At 69.5% G+C, this 24,554-nt stretch carries 18 protein-coding genes; 11 read left to right on the top strand and 7 right to left on the bottom strand.

Annotated features, from left to right (window positions below):
* Positions 1 to 351 precede the first annotated feature (351 nt).
* Complete coding sequence (locus PUR71_RS10755; RefSeq protein WP_329926469.1) at positions 352 to 4,113, top strand: DEAD/DEAH box helicase; 3,762 nt, start codon at positions 352 to 354, stop codon at positions 4,111 to 4,113.
* Here the strand turns inward: PUR71_RS10755 and PUR71_RS10750 are convergent.
* Positions 4,110 to 5,177, bottom strand: a complete 1,068-nt coding sequence (locus tag PUR71_RS10750; RefSeq protein ID WP_329926467.1) for a DUF3644 domain-containing protein — start codon at positions 5,175 to 5,177, stop codon at positions 4,110 to 4,112. The genes PUR71_RS10755 and PUR71_RS10750 overlap by 4 nt on opposite strands.
* 705 nt (positions 5,178 to 5,882) lie before the next feature.
* Here PUR71_RS10750 and PUR71_RS10745 point away from each other — a divergent pair.
* On the top strand, positions 5,883 to 6,044 hold the full coding sequence (locus tag PUR71_RS10745; RefSeq protein WP_329926465.1) for a hypothetical protein: 162 nt from the start codon (positions 5,883 to 5,885) through the stop codon (positions 6,042 to 6,044).
* A gap of 87 nt (positions 6,045 to 6,131) precedes the next feature.
* Complete coding sequence (locus PUR71_RS10740) at positions 6,132 to 8,033, top strand: DUF2075 domain-containing protein (RefSeq protein WP_329926463.1); 1,902 nt, start codon at positions 6,132 to 6,134, stop codon at positions 8,031 to 8,033.
* 127 nt (positions 8,034 to 8,160) lie between these two features.
* Here the strand turns inward: PUR71_RS10740 and PUR71_RS10735 are convergent, their stop codons facing one another.
* Positions 8,161 to 9,093 (bottom strand): phosphorothioated DNA-binding restriction endonuclease, encoded by a 933-nt coding sequence (locus PUR71_RS10735; protein ID WP_329926461.1) that lies wholly within the window; start codon positions 9,091 to 9,093, stop codon positions 8,161 to 8,163.
* A gap of 260 nt (positions 9,094 to 9,353) precedes the next feature.
* Between PUR71_RS10735 and PUR71_RS10730 the strand changes: the two genes are divergently transcribed.
* Positions 9,354 to 9,962, top strand: a complete 609-nt coding sequence (locus tag PUR71_RS10730; protein WP_329926459.1) for a hypothetical protein — start codon at positions 9,354 to 9,356, stop codon at positions 9,960 to 9,962.
* A 342-nt stretch (positions 9,963 to 10,304) separates the two neighbouring features.
* Positions 10,305 to 10,556, top strand: coding sequence for a hypothetical protein (locus PUR71_RS10725; protein ID WP_329926457.1), 252 nt, complete (start codon positions 10,305 to 10,307; stop codon positions 10,554 to 10,556).
* A 280-nt stretch (positions 10,557 to 10,836) separates the two neighbouring features.
* On the opposite strand, the gene PUR71_RS10720 is transcribed toward PUR71_RS10725, so the two are convergent.
* Entirely contained in the window at positions 10,837 to 12,291 is a 1,455-nt protein-coding gene (locus PUR71_RS10720) for a hypothetical protein (RefSeq protein WP_329926455.1), read from the bottom strand.
* A gap of 314 nt (positions 12,292 to 12,605) precedes the next feature.
* On the opposite strand from PUR71_RS10720, the gene PUR71_RS10715 reads away from it, so the two are divergent.
* Positions 12,606 to 14,552, top strand: a complete 1,947-nt coding sequence (locus tag PUR71_RS10715; RefSeq protein WP_329926453.1) for a hypothetical protein — start codon at positions 12,606 to 12,608, stop codon at positions 14,550 to 14,552.
* A gap of 415 nt (positions 14,553 to 14,967) precedes the next feature.
* Positions 14,968 to 15,183, top strand: coding sequence for a hypothetical protein (locus tag PUR71_RS10710; protein WP_329926451.1), 216 nt, complete (start codon positions 14,968 to 14,970; stop codon positions 15,181 to 15,183).
* Positions 15,184 to 15,920: 737 nt separating this feature from the next.
* On the opposite strand, the gene PUR71_RS10705 is transcribed toward PUR71_RS10710, so the two are convergent.
* Both PUR71_RS10705 and PUR71_RS10700 read right to left on the bottom strand, forming a co-directional pair.
* Entirely contained in the window at positions 15,921 to 18,260 is a 2,340-nt protein-coding gene (locus PUR71_RS10705; RefSeq protein ID WP_329926449.1) for a hypothetical protein, read from the bottom strand.
* A 20-nt stretch (positions 18,261 to 18,280) separates the two neighbouring features.
* On the bottom strand, positions 18,281 to 19,108 hold the full coding sequence (locus tag PUR71_RS10700) for a restriction endonuclease (RefSeq protein WP_329926447.1): 828 nt from the start codon (positions 19,106 to 19,108) through the stop codon (positions 18,281 to 18,283).
* 510 nt (positions 19,109 to 19,618) lie between these two features.
* On the opposite strand from PUR71_RS10700, the gene PUR71_RS10695 reads away from it, so the two are divergent.
* From PUR71_RS10695 to PUR71_RS10685, 3 genes are read left to right on the top strand one after another with little or no spacing between them, the layout of a single operon-like run.
* Positions 19,619 to 19,825, top strand: coding sequence for a hypothetical protein (locus tag PUR71_RS10695; RefSeq protein WP_329926446.1), 207 nt, complete (start codon positions 19,619 to 19,621; stop codon positions 19,823 to 19,825).
* Complete coding sequence (locus PUR71_RS10690) at positions 19,825 to 20,553, top strand: restriction endonuclease (RefSeq protein ID WP_329926444.1); 729 nt, start codon at positions 19,825 to 19,827, stop codon at positions 20,551 to 20,553. Before PUR71_RS10695 ends, PUR71_RS10690 begins: the two co-directional genes overlap by 1 nt.
* On the top strand, positions 20,543 to 21,241 hold the full coding sequence (locus PUR71_RS10685) for a restriction endonuclease (RefSeq protein WP_329926442.1): 699 nt from the start codon (positions 20,543 to 20,545) through the stop codon (positions 21,239 to 21,241). The genes PUR71_RS10690 and PUR71_RS10685 overlap by 11 nt, the downstream gene beginning before the upstream one ends.
* A 184-nt stretch (positions 21,242 to 21,425) precedes the next feature.
* Here PUR71_RS10685 and PUR71_RS10680 read toward each other — a convergent pair whose 3' ends face one another.
* Positions 21,426 to 21,599 carry a hypothetical protein gene (locus tag PUR71_RS10680; RefSeq protein WP_329926440.1) on the bottom strand — a complete coding sequence of 58 codons (174 nt, stop codon included), beginning with the start codon at positions 21,597 to 21,599 and terminating at the stop codon, positions 21,426 to 21,428.
* A 133-nt stretch (positions 21,600 to 21,732) separates the two neighbouring features.
* Between PUR71_RS10680 and PUR71_RS10675 the strand changes: the two genes are divergently transcribed.
* Positions 21,733 to 22,062 carry a transposase gene (locus tag PUR71_RS10675; protein WP_329926438.1) on the top strand — a complete coding sequence of 110 codons (330 nt, stop codon included), beginning with the start codon at positions 21,733 to 21,735 and terminating at the stop codon, positions 22,060 to 22,062.
* Between the two features lie 165 nt (positions 22,063 to 22,227).
* Here the strand turns inward: PUR71_RS10675 and PUR71_RS10670 are convergent, their stop codons facing one another.
* Positions 22,228 to 24,405 carry a protein kinase domain-containing protein gene (locus PUR71_RS10670; RefSeq protein WP_329926436.1) on the bottom strand — a complete coding sequence of 726 codons (2,178 nt, stop codon included), beginning with the start codon at positions 24,403 to 24,405 and terminating at the stop codon, positions 22,228 to 22,230.
* Positions 24,406 to 24,554 lie beyond the last annotated feature (149 nt).

Here is a 24,554-nt window from a genome sequence, read left to right as displayed (position 1 = left end):
GGGTCGTAAGCTGGGCACTCGGCGTGTTCGGTGGTGCTCCGGTAGATTCTGTGGGCAGCTGATCGGCACACGAAGCGGCCGCGTGCCGCGAGTTCGACACGGGGGCTTTGGGTGCGGAGCGGACACGTGCGGGACCGTCGCCGGGAGGCTCTGCTGGAGTGCTGGCGGGCGATCGAGCTGTTCAGTCCGCCGAGCATTCCGTCCCTGCCGCGCGGTCGTCGCGCCGCGCGCTCCGGTCCCGCAGACGAGTACGTCATCGACGTGACCCCGCAACCGGGCCAGGCGTTCCTGCCTCTGCCGTGGGATTCGGACCACCCGGCAACCGCGAAGCGCCGTGCACCGTTCGGGAAGATGTGGCGCCACGAGGTCTACGGCGGGGTGTTCGACCTGGAGCTGCTGCGGCAGGCGATGATCGCGGTGCTGCCCGAAGGGACGGACCCCGATCCCGGGGTGCCACAGGCGGAGCTGGTGCTGTCCGGGCAGAGTGCGATGTTCGCGCTGATCCTGGACGACGAGGGCCGGCCAGTCGATGACACGTCGGTGATCTCCGCGTGCGCATGGGCAACAGGGCGGCTCTTCGATCCCGGGCCGTCCGTCCCGGGGTGGCTGGACGGTTTCGAGGACCTGAACGACGCCTTCGGCGCCGCGATCGACACGCTGGCTGCCACCACCATCCCCTACGCCCCGTCGCCGTCCCCCGGACCGGTGCCCGAGCAGCAGCCCCGCCCGCGACCTCCGGCGGCGGATCCCGCGTCGGCGTCGCGGGCCCCTGGCTGGCAACGGCTGTTGGCCGAGATCCTGGGCGGTGCGGCCGTGGGCGCGGTCGGCGCACTGTTCGGCGAGGTCGCCGGCGCCGCGCTGCAGGGCGCGGCGGAACCTCTCGTGCGGCGGGCCGCCGACTGGGCGGCCGCCCGCCGCCCCGCACCGGACCGCGCGGAGGAAGGCCTGCCGGCCGACGCCGGCCCCTCCCCCACTGCCGAACCTGCGGCACCGGCCAGGGACGGGGACGGCCCGACGGCACAGGAGGGGATTGCCGATCCTCGGGCAGTGGGTCTTGCCGACCTGGTGGCGCTGACCGCGCAGATCGCGGACCTGTGCGGAGTGGAGGAGCACCTGCGGCCGCGGGTGATCCGCGTGCGCAGCAGGCTGGTTCACCGTCCGCGTGATCCGCGGACGAAGGTCGCCGCCGCGGCGCCGTTCCTGAACAGCCTTCTTCCGCCGGACCTGGCCCGGGTGCGCGCGGCGGCCGGCAAGGGGGTCGGGCCTGCTCTGGGCGCCTATTTGACCGAGCGTGGCTCGGTGGACGTGGCGGCGCGCACCGACGTGCGGCAGGACCGCGAGGTGGTCCTGGCCGGGGTCGCCCCGGCTCTGGTGCCGGCTGGCCGGTGGCCATCTCCGGCGCGGTTCCCGCTCGCGTTGAGCCAGCAGTTCGCGGTCGACCGCATGCTTGCCGACCGCGACGGCGGCGAGGGCGGGATGTTCTCGGTGAACGGTCCGCCGGGTACGGGCAAGACCACGATGCTGCGCGATCTGGTGGCTGCCCTGGTGGTCGAGCGGGCGGCGGTGATGGCCTCATTCGACCGTCCGGGGCAGGCGTTCACCGGCCGCGCGTGGCAGGGGCTGGATCGCTCCGGCAAGCACCGGCGCTATGTCGCTCGACTCGACCCGCGGTTGACCGGGTTCGAGATCGTGGTCACCTCATCCAACAACGGCGCGGTGGAGAACATCACCGCAGAGCTGCCGGGCCTGGACGCGCTCGGCGAGCACTGGCGTGGCGGCCCGGACCACTTCTCCGATCTCGCCTCCGTACTCCTCGGCGGGGCGCCGGCGTGGGGCCTGGTGGCGGCCGTGCTCGGCAACAAGACCAACCGCAAGGAGTTCAGCGAACGGTTCTGGTGGGGCCGCCTGCCGAAGGAGGAGGACGACGCCCGCACCACCGCCGGCCTGCCGCCGCTGCGCGGCATGAAGGCGATCCTCAACGACTGGACCCCGCCGAACGCCCCCGCCCACGGCCGCCGCCTGGCCGCCGAGTCCGGCACCGTCCCGACGACGACCCCGGCACGGCCCGTACCGTCGTGGCGTGAAGCTGTCGCCGCGTTCCGCGCGGCCGAAGCCGAGGTCGAGCGCCTGCGCGCGCAGCGCATCCAGTTAGCCGCCGCGCTGGAGGCCGTCGAGTCCCCGCGGGCCGGGTGGCGGATCGCGGATCTGGAGGCCGCGGTGGAACAGGCTGACGAGCGGGTGATCGCGTGCGTGGCCCGCCTGGAGGCGGCCAACGCTGCCGTCGCCGACGCCCACGGCGCCGCGGTGGCGGCCGAGGCCGGTCACCGTACGGCCGGCGAGCGTGTGCCCAGAGCACGGCAGGAGCTGGCAGCCGCCCGCGCGCAGCTGTCCGGCGCACGGGAGCGGGCCGCGCACCACCGCGAGTACGTGGACGCGCTGACCGTCCGCCACGACGCTCCGCCAGCCGTCGATCGCGGTCTGCGCGGCGGGCTGCGCCGGCTGCTGCAGAGCACCGCCGACCGGCAGGCCGCCGAGCAGCATCGCGAACGCACCCAGGCCGAGATCCTGCACCTGCTCGTCCAGCAGCGGCGCGCCCTCGACGACGCCGTGGAGCAGGTTGCCGACGCGGTCCGCGCCGAGGCCCTGGCCGTCGAACTCCACAACGACGCCGACGCCGCTGTCACCGAAACGGCCAACGCGCTCGCGACCGCCCGGGCCGGAGTGCAGGCCGCTCTCGATCAGGAGAACGCGGCGGCTGGCGCTCTCTCGGGTGCCCGCACCGCCGCCATGGCGGCGCGACGCGAGTTGGACGCCGCCGTCGCCGATCTCGATGCCCGCCACCGCCGGCTACGGGAGGCCACCAGAACGCTACCCTCGCTGCCGCTCGGCTGGCTCCACCTCGATGAGCGCGACCAGGAACTCGGCTCGCCGTGGTCCGACGAGGCCTGGTCGACTGCCCGCAGCGACCTGTTCCTGCGCGCACTCGACCTGCACCGCGCCCTCGTCGCCGGCGCCGCGAAGAAGGTTCACGGCAACCTGCAGGTCCTCATGGAGCTGATGACGAACACCAACGGGCCGATCCCCGATGAAGAGGTCGAGCGCGCCTGGCAGACCCTCTTCCTCTTGGTCCCGGTCGTCTCCACCACCTTCTCCTCCGTCGGCAGCATGTTCGCCCGCCTCGGGCAGGGCACCATCGGCTGGGTCCTGGTCGACGAAGCCGGCCAGGCCACCCCGCAGGCCGCCGTCGGCGCCCTGTGGCGGGCCCGCCGCGCAGTCCTCGTCGGCGATCCCCTCCAGCTCGAACCCGTGGTCACCATGCCCACCGCTCTCCAGCGCCGACTGCTGCGCGCCTACGACGTCGACGAGCAGTGGCTTCCCTCGGCCACCTCCGCCCAGGCCGTCGCCGACCGGACCAACCGCTACGGCACCTACCTGCCCGCCCCCGATGGCGAGGACGACCACGTCTGGGTCGGCTCGCCCCTGCGCGTCCACCGCCGCTGCGAAGAACCGATGTTCACCATCAGCAACGTTGTCGCCTACGGCGGCCTCATGGTCTACGGCACCCCGGGCAAGCCCTTCCCCGACGCCGAACGCGACGGCCTGCTGCCCAGCCGCTGGCTCAACACCGACGACCCCACCCGCCCGCCCGACGCGCCGTGGGGCGAACGCGACCGCCGCGCCTTTAAGTTCGTCCTCAACCGCCTCGATCAGCACGGCGTCGGCATCGAACGGCTGCGGATCATCGCCCCCTTCCGCGCCCTCGTTGCCGAGTGCAAGAAGATCTGCGGCGACCGCCCCGGCTGGACCTTCGAGGTGCTCGACGAACGCTGCGCCACCGTTCACCGGGCCCAGGGCAAGGAGGCCGACGTTGTCATCCTTGTCCTCGGGGGCGGCCGGCCTGGCGCCCGCGACTGGGCCGCCCGCACCCCGCACCTGCTCAACGTCGCCGCCAGCCGTGCCAAACGCCGTCTGTACGTCATCGGAGAACGGAGCCTGTGGACACCGCTCCCCCACTTCGACGTCCTCGCCGCCGAGGTCGAGGTGTTCGACCACGTCCGCGACCGCGGTACGTGGCGCGCGGGTGAGGAACCGCCGGCTGCCGAGGACGGTTAAGCCGAGAGATCCGCGGCGCGGTTCTCCCCCGTCGGCTGTCCTGGCAGCTGGATCACGAGGCCCTCCGGGTCGCTACCGAAGAACGCGCGGTACTTGTCCACCGTGCCGATCGTGTTGACGATCTTCTTTACCCAGGCGTCGGTGTAGACGAACTGGTCGAACGCCTCGTTGTAGACGCAGTACCGGGCGTCCGTGGCGTGCGGCTTCGGATCGGTCTTGCGTGGCCGGACCTCGAGCTGCTGCCACATTGCCGTGTGGTGGTGGAGCTTGAACTCGAACGGCACCTGGTCGTTGACGAGCCCGGTGATGTCGGCTGGCCGGTGCAGTTCCTTGTCCGCGACCTCCACGTGCTTGTCGCGGGTCACCACGATCCCGCGGCGGCCCGCCTCGGTCATGGTCTGCCGCTCGTCCTCGGTGAGCTCGTCGAGGTTCACGAAGGTGATCGCCAGGTCGGCGTCGGTCTTGCGGCCCACGATCGGCACAAGGCGGATCCGGTAGTCGTAGCGCAGGTCGTCCCGCACGTCGTCGCCGATCGCCGCCTCGAACCGGGCTACCAGGTCGCGGGTTCGCTGAGGAAGCCTGGCGGCGGCAGCCCGCTGTTCCTCCCGGCCAGCCGCGGTGAGCTGCTGGAGGGAGATTGGGAAGCGCACACGGTCGGCGAGGCTGTAGGTCCTCCCGAAGTGGTCGACCATCTCGTGCTCGTAGTTGAAGACAAGCGCCTGCGCCTTGCCGCCGGTGATCACCTTGAGCCCGTGCTCGTACCGGTGCTCGACCTTGTTGCGCAGCTGGACGAACAGCTCGGCGTTCAGCCGCACGGGATCAGCCGGGTCCAGGTACCGGCGCCTCAGGCACTCCTCCAGCGGCCACGCCTTGGGCTCACCGTCAACCAACTCGTACCACCCGGTCTGCCCGTTCCGGTAGTGGTAGTCGACGCCGTCCTTGCGGAACTCCGCGTGCAGCAGGTAGTGCCACGCCTTGTGCATGTGGGTCAGGAAGTCGCCGTAGTTCCCGGTCGAGGCGTTCCACTCGTCAACCGCTTTGAGCGCGTGACGCTGGGACTCCATCACCATGTGGTGCAACCGGGGCTTTGCCATGACGCCTCTGCCGTTCCGTGACAAGGATCACACTGCCGACCCGGCCCGAGCAATCAATATTCCCAATATTCGATTTACGCCCCATTGGTGCGCTTGTCGGCCTGACGGAGGGTGTCGCCGAGGACGGCCCGCACTCTTGCGGCTTCGATTGAGTGGCCGCCCTTCAGCACCCCGCCGTGCTCCGTTGGATCCTCAACCCGGCCCGCTGAGAATAAGGTCAAGCAATGCTCCTGCAACCATAGTTGGTGCGTTTGACCGTGGCGGCTCCCCAGTGGCGCTGACAAGACTGGCAATCAGGCGGCACTGGCCCCACCGGGTCAGCAGACCGCCCAACCTTCACTGCCTGGGCGTGCTAACGTGACGGACAGTCATACGGTCCGCCGGGCTTCCGATGTTTGGACATGCCCCCACCCGTAACGGAGTTCCTTCATGTTGCCCTCGCGCATGCCCGCGAGCGCTTCGGCTATGTCCGGACGCGCCGCGCCAGACCAGGTCCTGCCCTGCGCCCCTTATGCGACACAGCCACAGGTGTTCTCTTCCCGCTTTCGGAAGATTTGAGCGGTGAGCTGTGGCGCGGGCTAGGTCCGTGCGCCAGCTCTGGCAACCCGGCATCATGCATCGCCCACGTTCGGCGCCGCTGGGCGCCTACACGCGCGGCCTCTCCTAAGGACTTCCGTGCTGTCCCTCTACACTGCCATTGGCTCTTCCCTCCTCGCTGTCTCGACGATCATCCGCGTCATCGTCCGGGCTCGACTGACCCGGCAGATCGCCAGCGAGGCACTCGCCAACTCGGATCCCAAGGACAGGCCTGAGATCCTCAAGGCCCTGCCCAAGTGAGCGGAGCCGCTCCCCCATCACCCGTTTTGTTACTGTCTCCCAGCCGGCCGACCCACGAAGCCAACCCCAGTAGCAAGGAGGAGACAAGTGCTGTATCGCGGTCCCGCATCCCTCCTGGCCGCACAAGCCCTCTCTGGCAGTCTCGCATCGGCAGTCGAGCATAGCTCGCTGCTCCTCCGCGGGCACCAGCCGAGTCAGGCCGAGAGGCGCATGTGGGAGCGCGGGCTACCTGGGGTTCTAAGCGTTCTCCTGGAAGCCGGTCTCGGCCAGGTTGAAGTGTTGGTTGAGTATGACCTCCCCTTCACCAACCGGTCAGCCGACCTCGTGCTGGCGGGAATCCACCCCGCAACGGGGGATCCGTCCTATGTAGTTGTTGAAGTGAAGCTGTGGTCGCAAGTCGAGCCCGATGGCGAGATCGCGCACCTGTGCCGAGTTCCCGGCCTCGCGCGTCCTCTACTCAACCCGATCCAGCAGGTGCGCGGCTACTGCTCGTATCTGGCGTCGTACAACGCGGCGCTAGCCGACCGCCCTGAGCGGATCTCCGGTGTTGCATTCCTTCCCTACGTCGCGGAGTTCGCGGCTCAGGAAACTCTCGCCGTGAGCCCGAGCTCCAACGTCGCGATGTTCACGGGGGGGCAGCGACCGAGCTTCATTCACCTCCTGCGCTCGCTACTAGCCCCAGCAGACGGTGCCGAGTCAGCTGATCTTCTTCTGTCTGCGAAGACCCGGCCCCCGCAACAGCTCGTGTCGGTAGCTGCCGCCGAGGTACGCGAGCGTGAGCAGTTCGTTCTGCTCGACGAACAGCGGGTTGCGTGTGAGGTGGTGCTGCACGCGGTGCGGCGGGCCCAGCAGACTGATCGCAAGAAGGTGGTTGTGATCACTGGAAGCCCGGGCACCGGGAAGAGCGTCATCGCGCTGTCGCTCCTGGGCTACATGTACCGGCATGGTGTTGCGGCTCTCCACGCAACCGGATCCAGCTCGTTCACCACCACGATGCGTCGGACGGCCGCAGCACGATCGCGTCAAGTGCAAGAGCTGTTCAAGTACTTCAACAGCTTCATGACCGCCGAGCGCAACGGCCTCGACGTTCTGATCTGCGACGAGGCACACCGCATCAGGGAGACGTCAGCAAATCGCTACACACGCGCGGCCCACCGCACGGGAAAGCCCCAGATCGAGGAACTGATCGATGCCGCCCGAGTGCCGGTGTTCCTGCTAGACGAGAACCAGATCGTCCGGCCGGGCGAGATGGGAACGGTGGACCTCATCCGCGCCGCCGCCGTCGCAAAGGGCTTGGATTGCCAAGTGATCGAACTGGGCAGCCATTTCCGCGGTGGAGGTAGCGACGCCTACCTGTACTGGGTGGTGCGACTGCTCGGGCTGGAGCCAGGTGGCCCTGTGGAATGGGAGCCCGACGGCAGAGTGACCCTAAAGGTTGTCGACAGCCCCGACGAGCTAGAGAAGTTCCTCGAAGCCCGCCAAGTGGAAGGGTTCAACGCCCGAATCACAGCTGGGTACTGCTGGAAGTGGACGACGAAGATCACACCTGGAGATCCGCTCCCTCTAGACGTGCAGATCGGAGACTGGGCCCGCCCTTGGAACGTGTACGGCGACCGCTCGATCGCCGGCGCGCCTCCGGCCGCACTGTGGGCCACCGACCCGGCCGGCTTCGGCCAGGTCGGCTGCGTGTACACCGCCCAGGGCTTCGAGTACGACTGGAGCGGCGTCATCCTCGGGCCGGACCTCGTCTGGCGCACCGACCGATGGGTCACCGACCGGACGGCGTCCAAGGACCCCGTCTTCCGCAAGTCCACCACCGACGCCGACATCGATCGGCTGATCCGCAACACCTACAAGGTGCTGCTGACGCGAGGAATGATCGGCACGGTGGTGTACTCGACGGACCCGGAGACGCGCGCCAAACTGCGGGAGTTGGTCACCGGGCAGCAGGCAGGACGGATCGCGGTGGAGCACGGCCGCCGCGGCTGACGACCACTCGGTGATTCCAGGCGAGGCATTCGGTGCCGTCCAGGCTGCACGGTCGGGGAACGGGCCACCCGGAATGGGAGTCGAACGGAGCACGGTCGCTGATGGGCCGACGACCGTGCATCCTCTGTTAGCCCGTATACGCCGGGGTCAGGGGCTCCCGGGCCTCACCCCGGAAGACCTGTTCGGCGTGCCACCGCCGGTGCCGGCCCGCGACCGGAGGAACCCCTGCTTGCGGGCCGATGACCGGCCGTCCGGCCAAAGCGAGCACATGCTGCCTGCTGGCCTCGCTGCGCCCGACGAAGCGCCGCGAAACGAGTATCCGGCGGCCCTCCCCCAGGCCCAGGACGCCCTTGTCGAAGAGCTTGTGGTGCAGCGAACACAGACACAGGCCGTTGTCGACCTCGTCCGGCCCGTCGTACGACCACCAGCGCACGTGCGCCGCCTCCAGGCCAACTGTGCTCGCGCCCAGCATGCCGTCGTAGCCGCAGAAGGCGCACTGGAACTCATAGGCGGTCAGGATGAGTTCACGCATCCGCCGGTCCCGCTGCCGTCGCGCTGCCCGCTCCGTCCCACCCGGGCCGCTACCGGTCGCATCCTCGGTCCCGACCATGTCCAGGTCGAGGCCGACGGCTTCGCACAAGTCGGCGTGCAGTGACGGCGGGAAGTGGAAGTCCAGGAGCACCCGCGCCAGACGGCCCAGCAGCGCCGGCTCCTTCCGCAGAGCCGTTCGCAACTCGGGCGCGAGCCTTCCGGTCGCGCCGCTGGCACGGAGGACCCGCACCCCACTTCCAGGGCTCCCAGGCCCTTGGTCGGTCCTGACCTCCCATACGCCGTCACTGACCAGATGATGGAATGGGTACGCAGGGGTCGTCGGATGGGACGGCCCGTACTCTTCGAGCAGCCGCTTCAGTTCCTCCTCGACAGCGCTGTACCTCAGTTCACCGTCGGCATCGCGCTGGAAGCTGCCCAGCGCGTACAGCAGCAGCAACGGTTTGTGCGGCGCCCGAACGTCGTTGTTCGTCCACCGTCTTAGCTTCGCTACCCGCTCCAGCCAGTCCATGGCCGCCTAGCGTATTCCGGGACACCGACACCACCTGAGCCGCAAACCTCCAATCGGACATCATCCTGGCGTCGGCGTCGCACAGGAGATGCGGCCCCGAACCGATCGCACAGTCCCACCGCCCCATCCCCAGCCTCACCACGTAACACTTCCTGCTCCGTGCACCCTGAGATGCCCCAATGCGCCCTTGATCCACCGTGCCGATCAGCGGACTGTCAGACCCTGAAGTTGGTCATAGGACGATCGATCGGGGGATTCTCATGTCAGACGCGCACTCCGCCGCCAGTCCGTGGGCACGCACCGTCTTCGGCCCCCTCGCCACCGAGGTCACAGCAATCGTGCCCGCATGCCTTGTCCGAGCCCACGAACGTGCCCAAGGCGGCCACGAAGGCGTCCACACGCAGACGCTCGAAGCGTACGGGCACGGGCTCTACGCCGCACAGTACGAGGAACTATCGGCTGGCCTATCGCAGCTTCCGGGCGTTGAGCTGGTGCGCCTCCAGGCGCGGACCGTCGCAGTGATCGCCGGCCATGTCATCTACCCCTACCGGTACGCGAAGAAGGACGTGCCCGTGACTGCTGCCAGGCTCCGCAGCGCGTCAGGGCTCCGTGCTGACCTCATCCGCAGGCACGGTCCCGACCCACGTCAGGGAGAACTGGATCTCGGCATCGAACTGCCGGATGACGACGAGCCTCATGCGGATCTCGCGCGCCTCTCGCCGGACACCAAGCTTGTTCTCGTCGCCTACGCCTGCTCACTGGCTGAAGGCGTGGTCCGCCTGGAATGGGGATCTGCGGAGCTTCGCCGCGAAGATCGATCACTGATCTGGCACCGCCATGAGCCCCTGCCAATCCCGCGGCAGCGCTGACGCGAGAGGTTCTGGCAGACGAGCGCTCGCGGGTTCGAACTCACCCGAAGTCGATCTGCTGAGAGAAGCGTTCGGCCGTACACCTCAGCACGCCTAGCGCTCCCGAACGCCGTTCCAAGAGCGTCGCCGGTCTCTGGACCAGGGCTATCTCGCACCGCCACAGGTACACGCTGGCTATACGTTCATCTGCTATTCCAGAGGGAGGACGTCATGCGTGGCACTGGAACGATCTACAAGCGGTGCGGCTGCCGGGACCCCCATACCGGCCGACAGCTTGGAAGCCTTTGCCCGGAGCTCCATCGCCGTGGCCACGGCTCCTGGTATCTCGCGATGCCAAGACACGTGGCCGTCGATGATCGCTGGTCCCGGCTGCGTCGAGGCGGCTACCGTACGCGGGCAGATGCCGAACGCGTGCTCAAGCGCCTGCGCGACCCCATGCTCGCTCGCCAGGGTGGACTTCTCACGACCGGCCAGTGGCTACAGCGCTGGTACGTGATCGTCGAGCCCCACATCCGGCCGTCGACCGCCCGCGGTTACCGCCAGCACTTGGAGCAGTACCTCGTGCCGCTGCTCGGCCGTGAAGTTTCCCCTTGAGGTTGGACACCTGGAGACTGGTTTGAACGAGCCATCCTGGGCGGCCCTGCGGCCTCCTGGGTCGGGCGTTCTCCGACATTGGAACAGCTCATGTGCGGTCTGCTGCCGCAGAAGGATGCCCCGATCCGTTCGACTGGCCGTTCGCTCTGCGCCGCCGCGCCGGGAAGGGGCCGAGCACCGTGTCGGGCCCGGAAGGCCCCTGCCAGTCGCCCGCCCGCCGCCGGCAGCGGGCGGAGGTACGTGCGCACCTCGGCCCGCCGTCCGGCGCGGGCCCGGCCGTTCAGCGGCGGAAACTGCGTTGGGGGTCTCGGGCCTTGACGTTCCCGAACGGTTCGAACCAGGCCTGCACGCGCAGGTCGCCCACGCCCAGCTGCCGGTTGGCGTCACCGTCGCGGTCCTCGATACCGTCGAAGCGGGCACTGTAAAGCATGAGGACGTCGGTGTCCTGAAAGAACATGTCCGTGCAGGCACCGAAGTCGTAGTCGTCGCGGTGCATCGGCAGTGTGCTGTGCGTGCCGTGCCCGGTGCCGTCGGAGTCGTCCCCAAGCTCGTCGGCGCTGTCGCCGGCGTCGTCGATGGCGAGGTGCAGGGCGAGTTCCTCTGCGGTGCAGGTCGGCCGCGGCCAGTGGCCGCGTTCGAGGTCGTCAGCGAGGTCGTCGGCGGCGCGGGCGAAGCGGCGCCGCCACTGGAGGTCGGTGGCGAAGGTCAGCTTGGGCAGCCGCGGGAACACCCCCCAATTGCCCTCGTGCTTGTCCGGGACGAGGCGCCCGTCACCGAGTTCCTCCGCGTCCTCGTACGCCTCGTCGGCCAGCAGCGACAGCGCGGTGTGGAGGAGGTCGGCCGTGCGGGGAGTCAGCTGCCACAAGCAGCTCTCTTCCTCACATTCCGGGTCCTCGCAGTGCGGGGCCTCGACGGGAAAGAGCGCCGCGAAATCGGGAAGTTCCTCACCAAGGCTGCGCTCAGGGGACTCCCCGGCCTCGGCGGCACGCGGGCCGGGGCCGAAGTCCGCCACGACCGGCTCCGTACTCCACTCGGCGACCTCGTCGCCCTTGTTCCGCCGCAGCAGGGAGATATGGCTGCGTTCGGTCAGGGCGTCCGCCCCGTCGACGTCGACGGGCGGGTCCGCGAGCCACATGACCGCTCCGACCACGTCGTGCGGGTCGTCATCGTCGAGCTGATCGGCCGGCATCGGCTCCCACCCCTGCTCGCCCGCCGCGTCCAGCAAGGCCTGCCGGTCGTGGACGTGGAACTCGCGGAGCGTGGCGATCCGTACGACCTGGCCCGGCAGGTCACGCAGCCGCGCCTCACCCCGTGCACGGCCGCCGGGGTCCGGGGCCGCGTCGTTGTCGCCGTCCTCGCTGTCGGCGCCGTCGTCCTGTCCCAGGTCCTCGTGCGCGGATCCTTCGGGCCAGGTGATGAGCGTTCCGGCGGCGGTCGGCCAGGTGCCGGCCAGCATGTGGGCGACGGCCTGCCGGAGCGAGGACGCCGGAGCGTCCGGCAACTGCCCGCACAGCCCGTCCACGGACTCCGCGGGCAGGGCATCGGCTGGCCGGCTCAGGGTCCGGCGCAGTAGTTCGGCCGCGCGGTGGGCGAGTTCGGGGTCACGGCAGGTGAGGACGGCCTGGAGCGAGTCGGGGCCGTTGTCGTGGGAGAGGAGTGCGAGGACTCGGCTCTTACTGAGGGTGTGTTCGCAGAGAAAGTCGCGCGGTGAGGTGGCGAGTTGGTGCTCGGGCATGCGGGAACTCCGGTGCGGTGGAAGGCGTGCCCAGGGGCAGGCAGCGCGGAATTGGGTGGAGTTCCGCTGGTGGGCACGTTGCTGACGCGCCTCCGGACGGTGGAGAAAAGCATCGGCCGAGGCTGGTTCCGCCGATGCTGTCGGCGGTCCGGACCTGGTCCTGTCCGACACCGTACCCGACGGCAGCACTCGTGTCCGCTTCGAAAGCCGGACCGGTCCGGACTATTGGACCGTAGACCGGCCTCTCGACTTGATTGTCCGAGGCATAGAGCAGGATGGGCCTGACCATTCGTGTCTTGGGAGGGATGTGCGGCATGGCCACCAACGGCTCACGGCTGCCCGTGGAGTTCCTGGTCGCTGTTGCGGCCGGCGCCGACGCCGGGTCGGCCGCGGCCCGGATGGCTGCCGAACAGGCCCGCGCGCTGTCAGACGACCGGCAGTACACGCGTCTCCTCGAAGCACTGCTCACGAAACCGTTTCGGAACGAGGCGCCTGACTGGCTCTTGGAAGCGGCGGTGACGAACGGCCTGCGGAAGGCGGAGTCGGAGCCCGACTATACGGTCGGGACGGCGATCGAGCTGGTGGCTCTCGCGCTTGCCCATCCCGAGTGCGGGGATGCCCTTCGAGACGACGCACTCCGACAGTGCACGGCCGGCCAGCTCGGTTCTCTCGGTACCGCCCGCCGGCCGCCGGTTCTGTGCAGGGCCGTCGCAGCGGAGCTGCGCAGGCGGGTGCCTGAGCGTCCGTTCATCACACCGACCCTGCTCAAGGAACCGACACCCGCCCAGCTGGTCCTGCGGACGGAACGCCTTCACGACGACGTGTTCAACGCCGCGGTCTCGCTGCTGCCCGATGCACCCGACGACAGCGAGCGCGACAACGAGAGCTCCCACGCCTGGTGGGAGCGGTTCAAGCAGGCGTTCGCCGCCTGGGAGACCATGTGGTCGGGAGTCCTCAAGCGCCACCCCGACCGGCACTCCCAGCTCGTCGTCGGCGCCGAAGGAACCGACGCCCACCCCGTCATCATGGAGCAACTGCTCGGCAGCCTGCCGTGGATGGTCGAGCCCGGCCTGCTCAAGCGGATCGCCCTGGAGGACCTGGACCGCTTCGCTCAGGCCAGGTTGGTGGCCCGGGTGTGCCGCGTTCTCCAGGACGGGTCCTCGTCGGAGGAAGCCCGGGAACGCTTCGCCGCCGACCTCGCCTCCCTCGGTGAGGAGGACCGCGAACACATCGAGCGCTACCTTGAGGACGGCGGTGGCCGCCGGGCCCGGTGGGGCGTGGGTGCCGCTGTCTCCTGGGCTTCCCGCGCCGCAGAGGGGCGGTGGCGCTTGGTGCTCAACCCGGCCGAGGCCAAGCCCTCGTACGGCGATCCCTACACCTGGCTCACCCCCACAGGGGAACTCGCCGAACTGGGACAGCACTTCGCCGATGTGGCCGTACAGGCGCTCCACACCTGGCAGCCAAACGACTCCCTCGGCATCAGCCAGGCAGGCGACCTCCGCTGGGTCCACACCATGCTGCTCCACCTGCCCGAGGTGACACCTGCCGTCAAGAAGACGGTCCAGTCGATGATCCGCGAAGCCCGCCGAGGCCAGGCCCGTCCCAGGTCCTACGACTACACGGCACAGGAGGACCACCGGCAGTTCACCGAACTGATCGCCGCAATCAGCCGGATCGTCGCCGACCCACTCCCCCAGACACCCGCCACACGACGCACGGCACTCGGCGATCCCGAACAGGTGACGCCCCGCGCCCTCTCCGCCGTGACGGCAGACGTCCTCGACGAGTACCTCGACCGGCATGCCGGCAACGACGAACTCATCGAGAAGGCACTGCTGTCGTTCGCGCACAGCGGCTACGGGCACAACCGCTCCTTCCCCGACGTCCTCGCACGCCACACAAACCCGCGGCAGGCAGTCCACACCCTGACTCACGAACTTCGGAGCAGGCTGGGCGGCAATCCCGCCAACCGCGAAGCCTGGGCCCGGCACGTTCTCGCTCTGCCCGACTGCAGCAACGAAACCGTCCTCGCAATGCCGGCCTGGACCGCGCTCAAAACGAGGGGAAGCCACTACGACAGCATCCACCCCACCGTGGTCGCCCTGGTCGTCGGCACGCTCGGCGACGACGACCACGCCTGGCAACGGCTCGCCGACAGCCCGATCAGCTCCTCCGGCCCCAACGCCTGGCTCCGCCTCGGCGACATCCTCACGGCCGCAGTAAAGGGAACAGCGTGGCCGAAGCCGCCCGCCACCCGGTGACAGCTCCGGGCGGCCCCGAGGCAGGCTAGCCGTACGACAGCACCGAGCCGGTCCGAGCGCGCCGGTCAGGACGGCTGGCTGTCTCAGGCCTGGCCTGCGTGCCGCAGACGATGCGGCTGTCACTCCCGGCGTTCTCAGCGCCTCACAGCCCCGCTGGGTGGCACGGCCGGACTTCCGGCCAGAGCCACAGGGACATGCGGCGTTCTTCGGGACCGAACGACCCGGCCCCTCGGGTTTGGCCTTGGGAGCCGTACGGCCAGTCGTCTGCGCTATGCCGCGCGCCCGCCAGCGAGCAAGTACCGAAGGCAGGTGGTCGCCTTGTTCCAGCAGCCATTGGGCCGCCGCTCGACCGGATTCATCGGGGAACGTCTCCGCCGTCCTACGCAGCCCATCGGCGGTGAGGAACGCCGCCGCGATGGTGGCGTACGACGCCCCCTGGAAGGTCTTCATCCCGCTCAGGCGGAAGACGTTGCGGGCGTATCCCGCGGCCGCCATGACGGCCGCGCCGGCGACCGTCGCGCCGGGATCACCTTCGCCTGCTGGCGTGCTGGTGGCGTTGAAACGATCCACCAGGGTCTTCTCGCTGGGAGAGACCTCGATGTGCGTCTCCGCTGCCAGCAACTCCTGGTAGCGATCGTATAGTTCTCTGCGGTCGGAGTAGGTGAACCTGCCGGCGGCGGAGGTGTGGGAGAAGTGCACGACGTACATGTCGTCCTGCAGTCCGGAGGTCTTGATCTCCACCACATCCGTGCTCGCGTAGCCGGCCGCGAGCACGCCGGCCGGTCGACGCTGGCCCCGGCGACCGTCGTCACCCAGGCGCGCGCCTGGAGACGACAGGAACGGACAGACTGTGCTGCGTAGACACCGCAGATCTCGTGCACGGGGGCCTCGCCGCTCCAGATGGCGTTGACACTTCCTCCTTCCGGCATATGCATGACGAACTGCCACCGTGCTTCGTCGCGGAACGGCAAGCCGCAGACCGCACACCAGTCGAACGTCGCGAGGACCAGTTTCCGATGCTCATCGATCGAGCCGAAGTCGACGCCGTCACTGCCGCGGTCCACCGTCGCGATCACTGGATACCCGCGAGGGTCACGACTGAGATGCCCCAGACGCTGAGGGATGGTGATGTCTCCGGGTTTCACGGCTGCTCCCAGATGATCTCCGCTGTACCTCACAGCGAGCATATGGGCGATGTACGGCAAGCACCCGGGAGACCAAGGAACGCACCCACGACCGGGAGCCGTTGCATCACTGATGCCCACCTGAAGCCGCAGCCCGTTGGCACCCGTGAGCACTCATCGCGGGAGGCCCCGAAGTGATCCCAGGCCGAGCACCTCGCCGCAGTTGCTGCCGACGGCGCGGCGGTCAGGGCGCGTCACGACGCTGCAGCGCCTGGGCCTTGTTCTGGAGATCATTGACGATTCTGCGCCATTTCCGGGATCCGCGCCCGGACCAGTGGCTTTCGCCGATCGGGTGCCAGTCGGCGAGTGCGGCCAGCTGTTCGGCGGTGGTCTTGGGGTCGGTGTGGGCGTGGCCGGGCCCGTGCTGGTCGATGTCCCGGGCGAGAAGGTGCAGGCGGTGTGCCGCACGGTAGTAGGAGAGCTGGGTGTCGGTGAGCCTGCGGACGGCGTACCCGCCGCACTTGCTGCACCAGTGATAGTCGAGGTCCTCGCGGCCGAGCAGGTCCGCTGGGGTCAGGACGTCGTCGTCCTCCGCGACGCCGCGCTCGTTGGAGTGCCTACACAGAGGCGAGTGGCCCTTGCCCTGGATCCGCGGATTGGCGTTCGTGGTGTAGATCTGGACGTCCGTGAGAACGCCGAGCGGGATGCCGCTTCCCCTTCGTCGCCAGTCGCCGGTCCCGGACTCGAACGGTTCGAGGTCGAGGGTTTCTTCGGCGAGCAGGCCGTGCCACACCGCGCTGGGTACTGTCCGGCGGTGGCCGTCACGGTCGTAGCCACCGTCGACGGTGCGCAGGTCGTGAACGCTGCGGAGGATGGCGAGGAGCCGCAGGTTGCGTTCTCGGTCACGGTCGTCGAAGGCGAGCCAGGCGGCCCGCAGTTCGCCGTACTCCAGACCGAGTTCAGCGCCGAATCGCGGGTCGTCCGCGTCCGGTACGGGTTGGGGCCAGAGAGAGGTGCCCGTCTCGGGCCGGGCGCCGATGCGCTCAGCCCAGGGATGGATCAGGCTTGCCGGCAGGTCGGAGGCGCCGGCGATGATCACGCCTTGCCATCCGTCGGCCAGCCGCTTCTCGATCACGGCCAGCGGCAGGACTTCGGCGCCGCCGCTCGTCGAGAAGACGATGAACAGCTGATCGGCGTCGGGCGCGAAGGTCCGCAGGGCACGCAGGTGCTCCGCCGTGACCGGTAGACGTTCCAGGACCGGGGTGTCGTCGAACAGCCCGGGCTGGAGGTTGCTCACGGGGTGGTGCGCGTCGCCGTTCTCGGGCTCGGTGCCGCCGGTGCGGAGCTCGCAGGCGAGCGGCCAGGACCTGGCGAGGAGGCGTTCCGCGACGAGGGCGGGGACGTGGAGAGTGAGGGTGCGGCGGCCCCAGTCGGCGTCGGTGAGATAGGTGACCAGGACGCCGAGCGTCCACGAGTCGACGTCGTGGAGGAAACCGTGCTCGGGCCTGTGCGGGGTCTTCTCCTTGATCTCCGGCAGCGTCACCTTCACCGGCTGTGCGGACGCGGGGTCCGCCGCGGCGACGGCGGTGCGGGTGTGCTCCACCCAGGAGGCGACGAGCAGTTCGGCGGCCTCGCGGGCCTGGTCGTACCCCTTGCGGTTGCTCCGGATTCCGTGCATGAGGTTCGCCACCGCATAGGTAGGCCGAGCGGAACCGTCCCTGCCAGGGGAGGCTTCGGCCTGCCAGCCGCGCCAGAGCGCTGTGAGGGCCTTGGCGATGTCGCCGCTCTTGCCGAGCGCGCCGAACGCGGGATCGTTCACCGGGAGGTCGGGTTCGCTCATGCCGGCTGCGGCCGCGCCGGTGAGGAGCCCTGTCGCATCGACGAACGCCGCTGCCTGGCCGCGGAGTTCCTCCAGGTGGTGCTTCTTGGCCGCCAGCTTCGGCTTCACCCAGTCCGCGAGCCAGGGGAACATCGCCGCGGTGCTCTCGGCCTGGTGCAGGCTCTGCGCGGCGGCGCGCCACCGATCGAAGATATGGTTCCGCAACCACTCGGCGTCGCGTCGACCATCCTCGTCGGGGGCTTCGTCGTCCTCGTTGTCTTCCTGATTTGCGACCGCCGAGCGAAGAAGATCAGCCGCGGCCTGGACCTCCTCGCTATCCCAGTGGACATCCTCGTCCGGCCCGGCGTAGCAATGCAGTTGGAACAGCAGCCCGACCCCGCCGAGCGCCCGCAGGAAGACGCCCAACCCGCTCCCCGACCTCGTCCACGGCCCCCAGGACCAGCACTGGGCGCACAACCGCTCGACCGTCGCAACATCCAGCGGGAGCCTGGCTTCCGTGACCGCCGCGGTCCGGAGCAGGGAGCAGTCCGTCGTGGTGTGCAGCTTGGCGTTCCTGCCCTTGGCCGAGTGAACGGTAACCGGTGTCCCCTCGAACGGGCCGAGCGGGATGTCGACGGTCAGCGAGTTCTCGTACACGAAGCCCCCTGTCGATGGCGGTCCCAGAAGCCTATGGCCCAGCACCGACAACATCGGGGGGTTCCAGCGTTGATGCACGCGCCAGCACCGCTGCTGGTAGTGGGCCACTGGTGGATGACAGCCGACGATCAGGTTTGCTGCCCCGTTCCGCGGTCGATCTCCAGGACGTCGTAGAGGTGCTCACCGGCGCCCCAGCGCGCGAGGCGCTCGCGGTCGACGAGGTGGAGGCGCTGCTGGTTGGCGAAGGCGGCTGCCGGTTTGGTGAAGCCGTTGAGGGCGACGACGACCGGGACGGCTGCGCCGTGCACCGGCCGGGCGGTTCCGTTGAACTTCTGCACGGCCTCAGACCCCACCGCGTTCGCGTACCTCTTGCACTGCAGCACCACGCGCCGTCCCAGATGGTCGTCGGCGACGATGTCGGCGCCGAGGTCTCCGGCCCCACCGACCCGCTCCGCGCTGGCAAAGCCGTCGCGTTCCAGCAGTTCACGGCACATTTCCTCGAACCGGACCGGCGACGCGCCCTGGAACGCCTCCAGCGTGTAGTCGAGAGACCGCCGCACATAGGAGGCGGCGGGCTCGGACGGCGCGGCCCGGCGCAGCGGCTGGTGGGCCCACTGCTCGACGCGGTCGGTGACGGCCGCGGTGAGCGTGGTGCGGGCGAGGGCGAGGCGTGCGGAGATGCCCGCGCGGACGAGGGCCCACAGGGGTTCGAGGAATCGGCGCAGTCGTGGGCCGAAGCCGCTGCGCCGAAGTACCGGGCGCAGGCCGACGAACGCGAGGGCGGTGCCGGCCAACGCGGCTGCTGCGGCCAGGGGGTGCCCCCACATCCAGGCCGTGGTCTGCACGACGATGCCGAGGAAGACCAGGCCACCGAGCAGGGCGAGCCCACTGCCTTCGTCACGTGGTGTCTGCGCTGCCGGACTTCCGTGCTGCGGACCCGCACCACCGGACGTCATGCCCACCCCTCTCTCATTTCTGACGAAAGGTTAGGACCTCCAGCTCGCGAAGGAGGGTGGGTCTGGGGAATCCCGCCGCTGGTTGGTCCTGCGCGACCCGCCGGCTCCCGCTGGAGAAGCGGTCGGGTACCGACTGCGCCGGTACTGGCGCCCCCGCTCGTATCCCACCGCCGTGCGCCGCCGCTTTTCGCCATATCCATGACCAGCATCGCTGAGCCTCGGGGGAAGGCATCCGTCCCACGTGGAAACGGCCCCCTCCCCGAGGGCGGTCGGCGCGAACACCTGCCCCTATCCCCGCACTGTTGTGCGCGCCTGTCCGATCCGGCGAGGCCACGGGCGTCCTGTCGGGGCGGCGGCGGAGGAAACCGCACACGATCGGTTTGGCCGATTCGCATCCTGGCCCGTGATCATCTCCCCACGTTCCCCCGGTTTCTGTCGCGGGGCGCTGCTACATCAAGAGGCGAGACGAGCCGTGTAGTGCGGCCCGCCGACGGGAGGGAGACGAGTCCGATGCCGGTCCCCGAGGGATATCACGTCGTGCGCAGCTACATCCGCCGCAACCCGCGCCCGAGCGCGAAGAGGATGAGTGGTTGGACGATCGCCGGGATCTGCGCCGCCGTGTGGCTGTGGGGGCACTTCATCGGCTTCGGCGGGACCGATACCGCCCCGCCGCCGGCTCCCGCACCGGTTGCCTCCGCCCCCGCCGTGGCGCGCTGATGGCGCGCCGTCGGCGCCGGCTGCGTCGGCCACGGGGCACCACCGAGTTCGTCGCGGCCAGCACTGTCGCCCTCGCCGTGCTCGTCCTCCTCGTCCGGGCGGCCGAGGCCGGCACTCGGGCCGCCATGGCGCATTGGCCTGTCCTTGCGGCCCTCGTGGGCGCGGCCGGTGTGGCCGCAGCGGTGTGGTGGGCGCGGCGCCGAACCGCGACCCGGGCCCGCCTTCAGCGCCTGGCGACCCTGCGGCTGAGCCTGCCCGGCATCGACGCGCTCGGTGACCAGGAGTTCGAGTACGCGCTGCGGGACCTGCTGGTCCGGGACGGCTGGAGCGCCCGCAAGGTAGGACGGCAGGGGGATCAGGCCGCTGACGTGATCGGCCGGCACCCCGCCCTGGGCCGCATCGTACTGCAGGCCAAGCACACCACGGTCGGCGCAAAGGTCGGCTCCCAGGTGATGTACCAGGTGAAAGGCACTGCCGGCCCCGTGCACGGGGCCGACGTCGCGGTCGTGGTCACCAACGGGTCCTTCACCCGCGACGCCAAAGTCTGGGGCGACAAGCACGGCGTCCACTGGATCGACCGCGACCGGCTCGGCCGGTGGGCCGAGCATGGCACCGCTCTGCACGACCTACTGCGCCTTCCCGCCGGACCACCCAGGCGCAGGGCACTCGGCGCCCCCGCTGCCACCCGCCGGATCCAGCGGGAAGGAGCACACGGCAGTGCGCGATGACGGCACCTTCGATCCGCTGCTGAAGCTCATCGCCGGCGCGGTACTGGCCGTGGCCGCCGCCAAAGTCTTCTGGCAGTGGCTGACCACCTCGTTCTGGCACTGGCTGAGCATGGACGTGTGGGGGCTGGATCACCGATCACCCCTGGTGGTCGGCGCTCACCGCCGGCCTCGTCGTCCTGGCTCCGCTCCTGGCGGCGGCAGCATGGATCTTCGCTCCGCGCGGGCACGTGCACCACTGGGCCGACGATGTCGAGGACGAGGACCCGACCGCCCTGACGTACTCGATCCACCATCTCGACGTGATGGACCCGACCGACTTCGAGAAGGCCTGCGCCGCACTGCTCGTCCGGGACGGCTTCCTCCAGGTGCAGCACTCCGGCGCTCCGGCGACCTCGGCGCGGACGTCACCGCCAGGGACCACCTCGGCCGCAAGGTCGTCCTCCAATGCAAGCACGACCGCAAACCGGTCGGCTCCCGGGACGTCCAGACGTTCAACGGCACCGCCCGGCCCGAACACGGCGCCGACGTGCCCGTCATGATCGGACTCAACGGCTTCACCCGGGACGCCGCCGCGTTCGCCGCCCGCCACGACCTCATCCTCATCGACCGGCGCACTCTCACCAACTGGGCCCACGGCACCTACCTCTACGACGCCATCGACGAGGACGAGCACCGCGCCGCCGCCTGAGCATCGTGCCGCGTCGTTGGGTCGCTTGCCGCCTCGGGTCCACCGAACAGCAACGCCTTCCGCAGCGGGACGCCATGTCGCCGGTCCGGGCTGGGAGATCCTCACAGTCACGGCACGGCCGCCGCCATGCTCACCCCGGGGGCCTTCCGCCGGGGCGCGGCGCGCTCCTGCGGAAGGTGGCGGGTCAGACGGTGGTGGCCAGCCAGCCGATCTTCTCCGTCGTGTGCTTGCCGTCGCTCATGACGGTGGCGTTCACGCGCACTTCGTTCAGCCGGATCAGGAAGCCCGACTCGGTGACGTCGTGGACGCGGATGCCGGGCGTGTCGGGGCCGTTGAAGGTCTGCGTCAGCGGCAGCACGATGACCTCCGAGCCGGGCGGGAACGGGGTCGGGCAGGTGACCCGGGTGAAGGTGGAGGTGTTGCCTGAAGTTTCCCCTTGAGGTTGGACACCTGGAGACTGGGCGATGCAAGCCCGCAGGAAGCAGCACCAGGTGGGAATCAAGAGCAACATGGCCAAGCGGTACACGGCGGAGTTCAAGCGGGACGCGGCCGCGCTCATCCGGTCCTCGCCACATCGGAACGTCACCGAGATCGCCCGGGAACTGGGGGTCAGCCCGGAGGGGCTGCGGGGCTGGGTCAAGCAGCACAAGACCGACCGGGGCGAGAGCCGGCCGGGCGAGCTGACTACCGCCGAACGCGAGGAGCTCACCCGGCTGCGGCGCCAGACCTCGAGCAGCAGAAGACGATCGAAAACCTGCGCAAGGCGGCCGCCTATTTCGCGACCGAGACGACACGGTGATCCGCTTCCGTTTCGTCGATGATCACCACGGCGCCTGGGGCGTCAAGCGGATCTGTGCCGTCCTGGGGATCTCCCGGTCGTCGTTCTATGCCTGGCGGGCCGGCGAGGCCGCCCGCCGGGCCCGCCTGCGTGAGGAGGATCTGCTCGCGGCCGAGATCACCGTGATCCACCTCGCTTCCAGGGGCGCCTACGGCGTCCCCTTCAGCGCGGGCTCGAAGACTTCCTCCGCGATCACCGGGTACTCGTCGTCGGTGGTGCGGGGATCGGTCATCTCGTCGCCCCAGCGGGGGCGCTCGCCGGACGCCATCTCGTGCAGGGTGACGGCTGCGGCGTAGTACTCGGCGTGGTTGTCGAAGACCGGCCGGCGCGGTGTGTCGAGGAACGGGTCGAGGTAGCCGCGGGTGCCGGCCTTCACGTCCCGTTCCCATGCCTCGGCGAGGGAGAAGTCGAAGAGCACCAGCTGCCAGGATCGGTCGGCCCGCTGGAGCACGCCGAAGCTGTCCGGCTTGAGGTCGCGGTGCCGCACGCCCTTGCCGGCCAGCTGGTCGAGGGCGGTGAAGAGGTCGCTGCTGAAGCGCTCAAGCTCGTGGTAGGTCAGGCGCCCGTCCCCACGCAGTCGGGCACCGAGTGAGCGCTCGCCGGCGTACTCGAGGTCCAGCACCGTCCGGTTGTGGATCTTGCGCGGACCGTCGAGCAGCCGCACGACGGCGCCACCGCCGACCTTGGCCAGCACGTCGGCCTCGGATTCCAGGCGGTCGTCGCGGGTCTCGTCCAGGGCGACCTTGAGCACGCGCCGATCGACCCGGATCGCGCCCCCGAGATCTTCCGCCTCGCGCCGCACGAGCAGAGCCCTGGCGGTGGCGCCGGTGCCGAGGACCTTCTCGACCGTCCACTCCGCATCGACGTTCTGCCCTGCCATCGCCGCGAGCGGGTCGATGCCGACCGGCGCCGATACTTCCGTGGCGGCTGCGTGCTCGATTCGGTCGAGTTCGTCCAGGAACCGGTCCACCGAGTCGAGCCGTTCGGCCACGTCCGCCCGGGTTGCCCGGAACACCAGGCCGTCGAGTTCTTCCGACACGGCGTCCGACACGGCGGACGGACGCAGTCCGCCGTCGTTCGTCAGCCGCTCGATCATGGCGCTGCGCCGCTCGGCCGGTGGCTCGCCGGCCAGGATCAGGTGGGCGAGGGCGCCGAGGCCGAAGATGTCCAGGTCGACCGGGTCGGCGAACTCCATCTCGAACTCCGGCGCCAGGTAGACCTGTGCGGCGTTCTCGACGTGATCGCCGCCGGCGCTGGGGGTGCCGAGGGAGGTGTGCGAGGTGCTGTCGAAGTCGCGGGCGGCGACCTGCCAGTCGATGATGCGCACGACCGGGTTGGACCCGTCGGACTTGCAGGAGACGTACACCGATCGGGCCGCGAGCGCGCGGTGGTAGAGCGAACGCTGGTGGGCGTAGCGCAGCGCGTCGGCGATCTGGCGTACCAGCTCCAGTCGGGTCTCGTGGGTCAACGAGGCACTGTAGGTGGCCAGGTAGGCATCCAGGCGCAGGTCGGCGGCGCGGTGGTTGAAGAGGATGGCCGGGCCACCCTGGTGGTCGCGGAACTCCCGGGCCTGGGCGATGCCGCGGTGGCTGATGCCCTGGAGGACCTGGTACTCGCGCCGGGCTGCTCGTTCGACCGAGTTCCGGGTCTCCGCGGTTGCCTGGAGGCTCACCAGGTAGACGCGGACGCGGCCTTCCTCACGGATGGGCTGCTCGCGGATGGCAAGGCGGTCCTCCCAGGTGGGGCCACCGTCAAGGGGGCGCCCGGCGAGGTTCCAGCCGTCGCCGAAGTTCAGGTGGGCGGTGGATGCCTTGACGCCGATCCTCTTCATGAGATCGGGCAGGGCCCGCGCCAGCTCGAATCGCTCGCGCCGGGCAGCCTCGGAGTCTCGCTGCGGCGGCAGGCCGAGGAAGTCCTGCCAGATGCGGGGCAGGCCGCTGGCGCCGTCGTCACGTCCGTAGACGTTCGTCTGCTGGCCGACGTCGAGTTCGGATCGAAGGCTCGGGGCGGACAGGAACACCGCCGGGGAGATGAACGGGATGCGCACGCCGGTGTGGAACTTCCCGGCGGCCCAGGAGAGCTTGCTCCGCAGTTCCTTGGACTTGAGGTCGGTCAGGTGCAGCGGGTTGTCGATCGTGCGGAGTCGGTCGGGGCCGTGGAAGTTCCAGGTGCTCCCGTTGTTGACGAGGCGCCCCGGGTGCGCTTTGAGCTCCACGAGGAAGAGGCCGCGCGGCACGAGGATGAACAGGTCGCACTCGTTGACGCGCCCCGAGGAGGCCGTGAACGAGAAGGTCGCCCAGGACCGGAAGGGCTCCGCCTGCGGCATCAGCGCCTTACTGACCTTGGCGCTTCGAGGTGATTGGCCTGTTTGGGTAGCTGACTGACGGCCGTGTGCGCGCTATGCCGTTGGTATGCGTTATGCGGATGGGGGCGGGCTGACGGCAAAGGCACGTCAGCGCCGCGAGGCGGTGCGGC

The organism is Streptomyces sp. SP17BM10 (genome assembly GCF_036322405.1).
GTDB lineage: Bacteria > Actinomycetota > Actinomycetes > Streptomycetales > Streptomycetaceae > Kitasatospora.
This window is presented reverse-complemented; position numbering and strand designations above follow the sequence as displayed.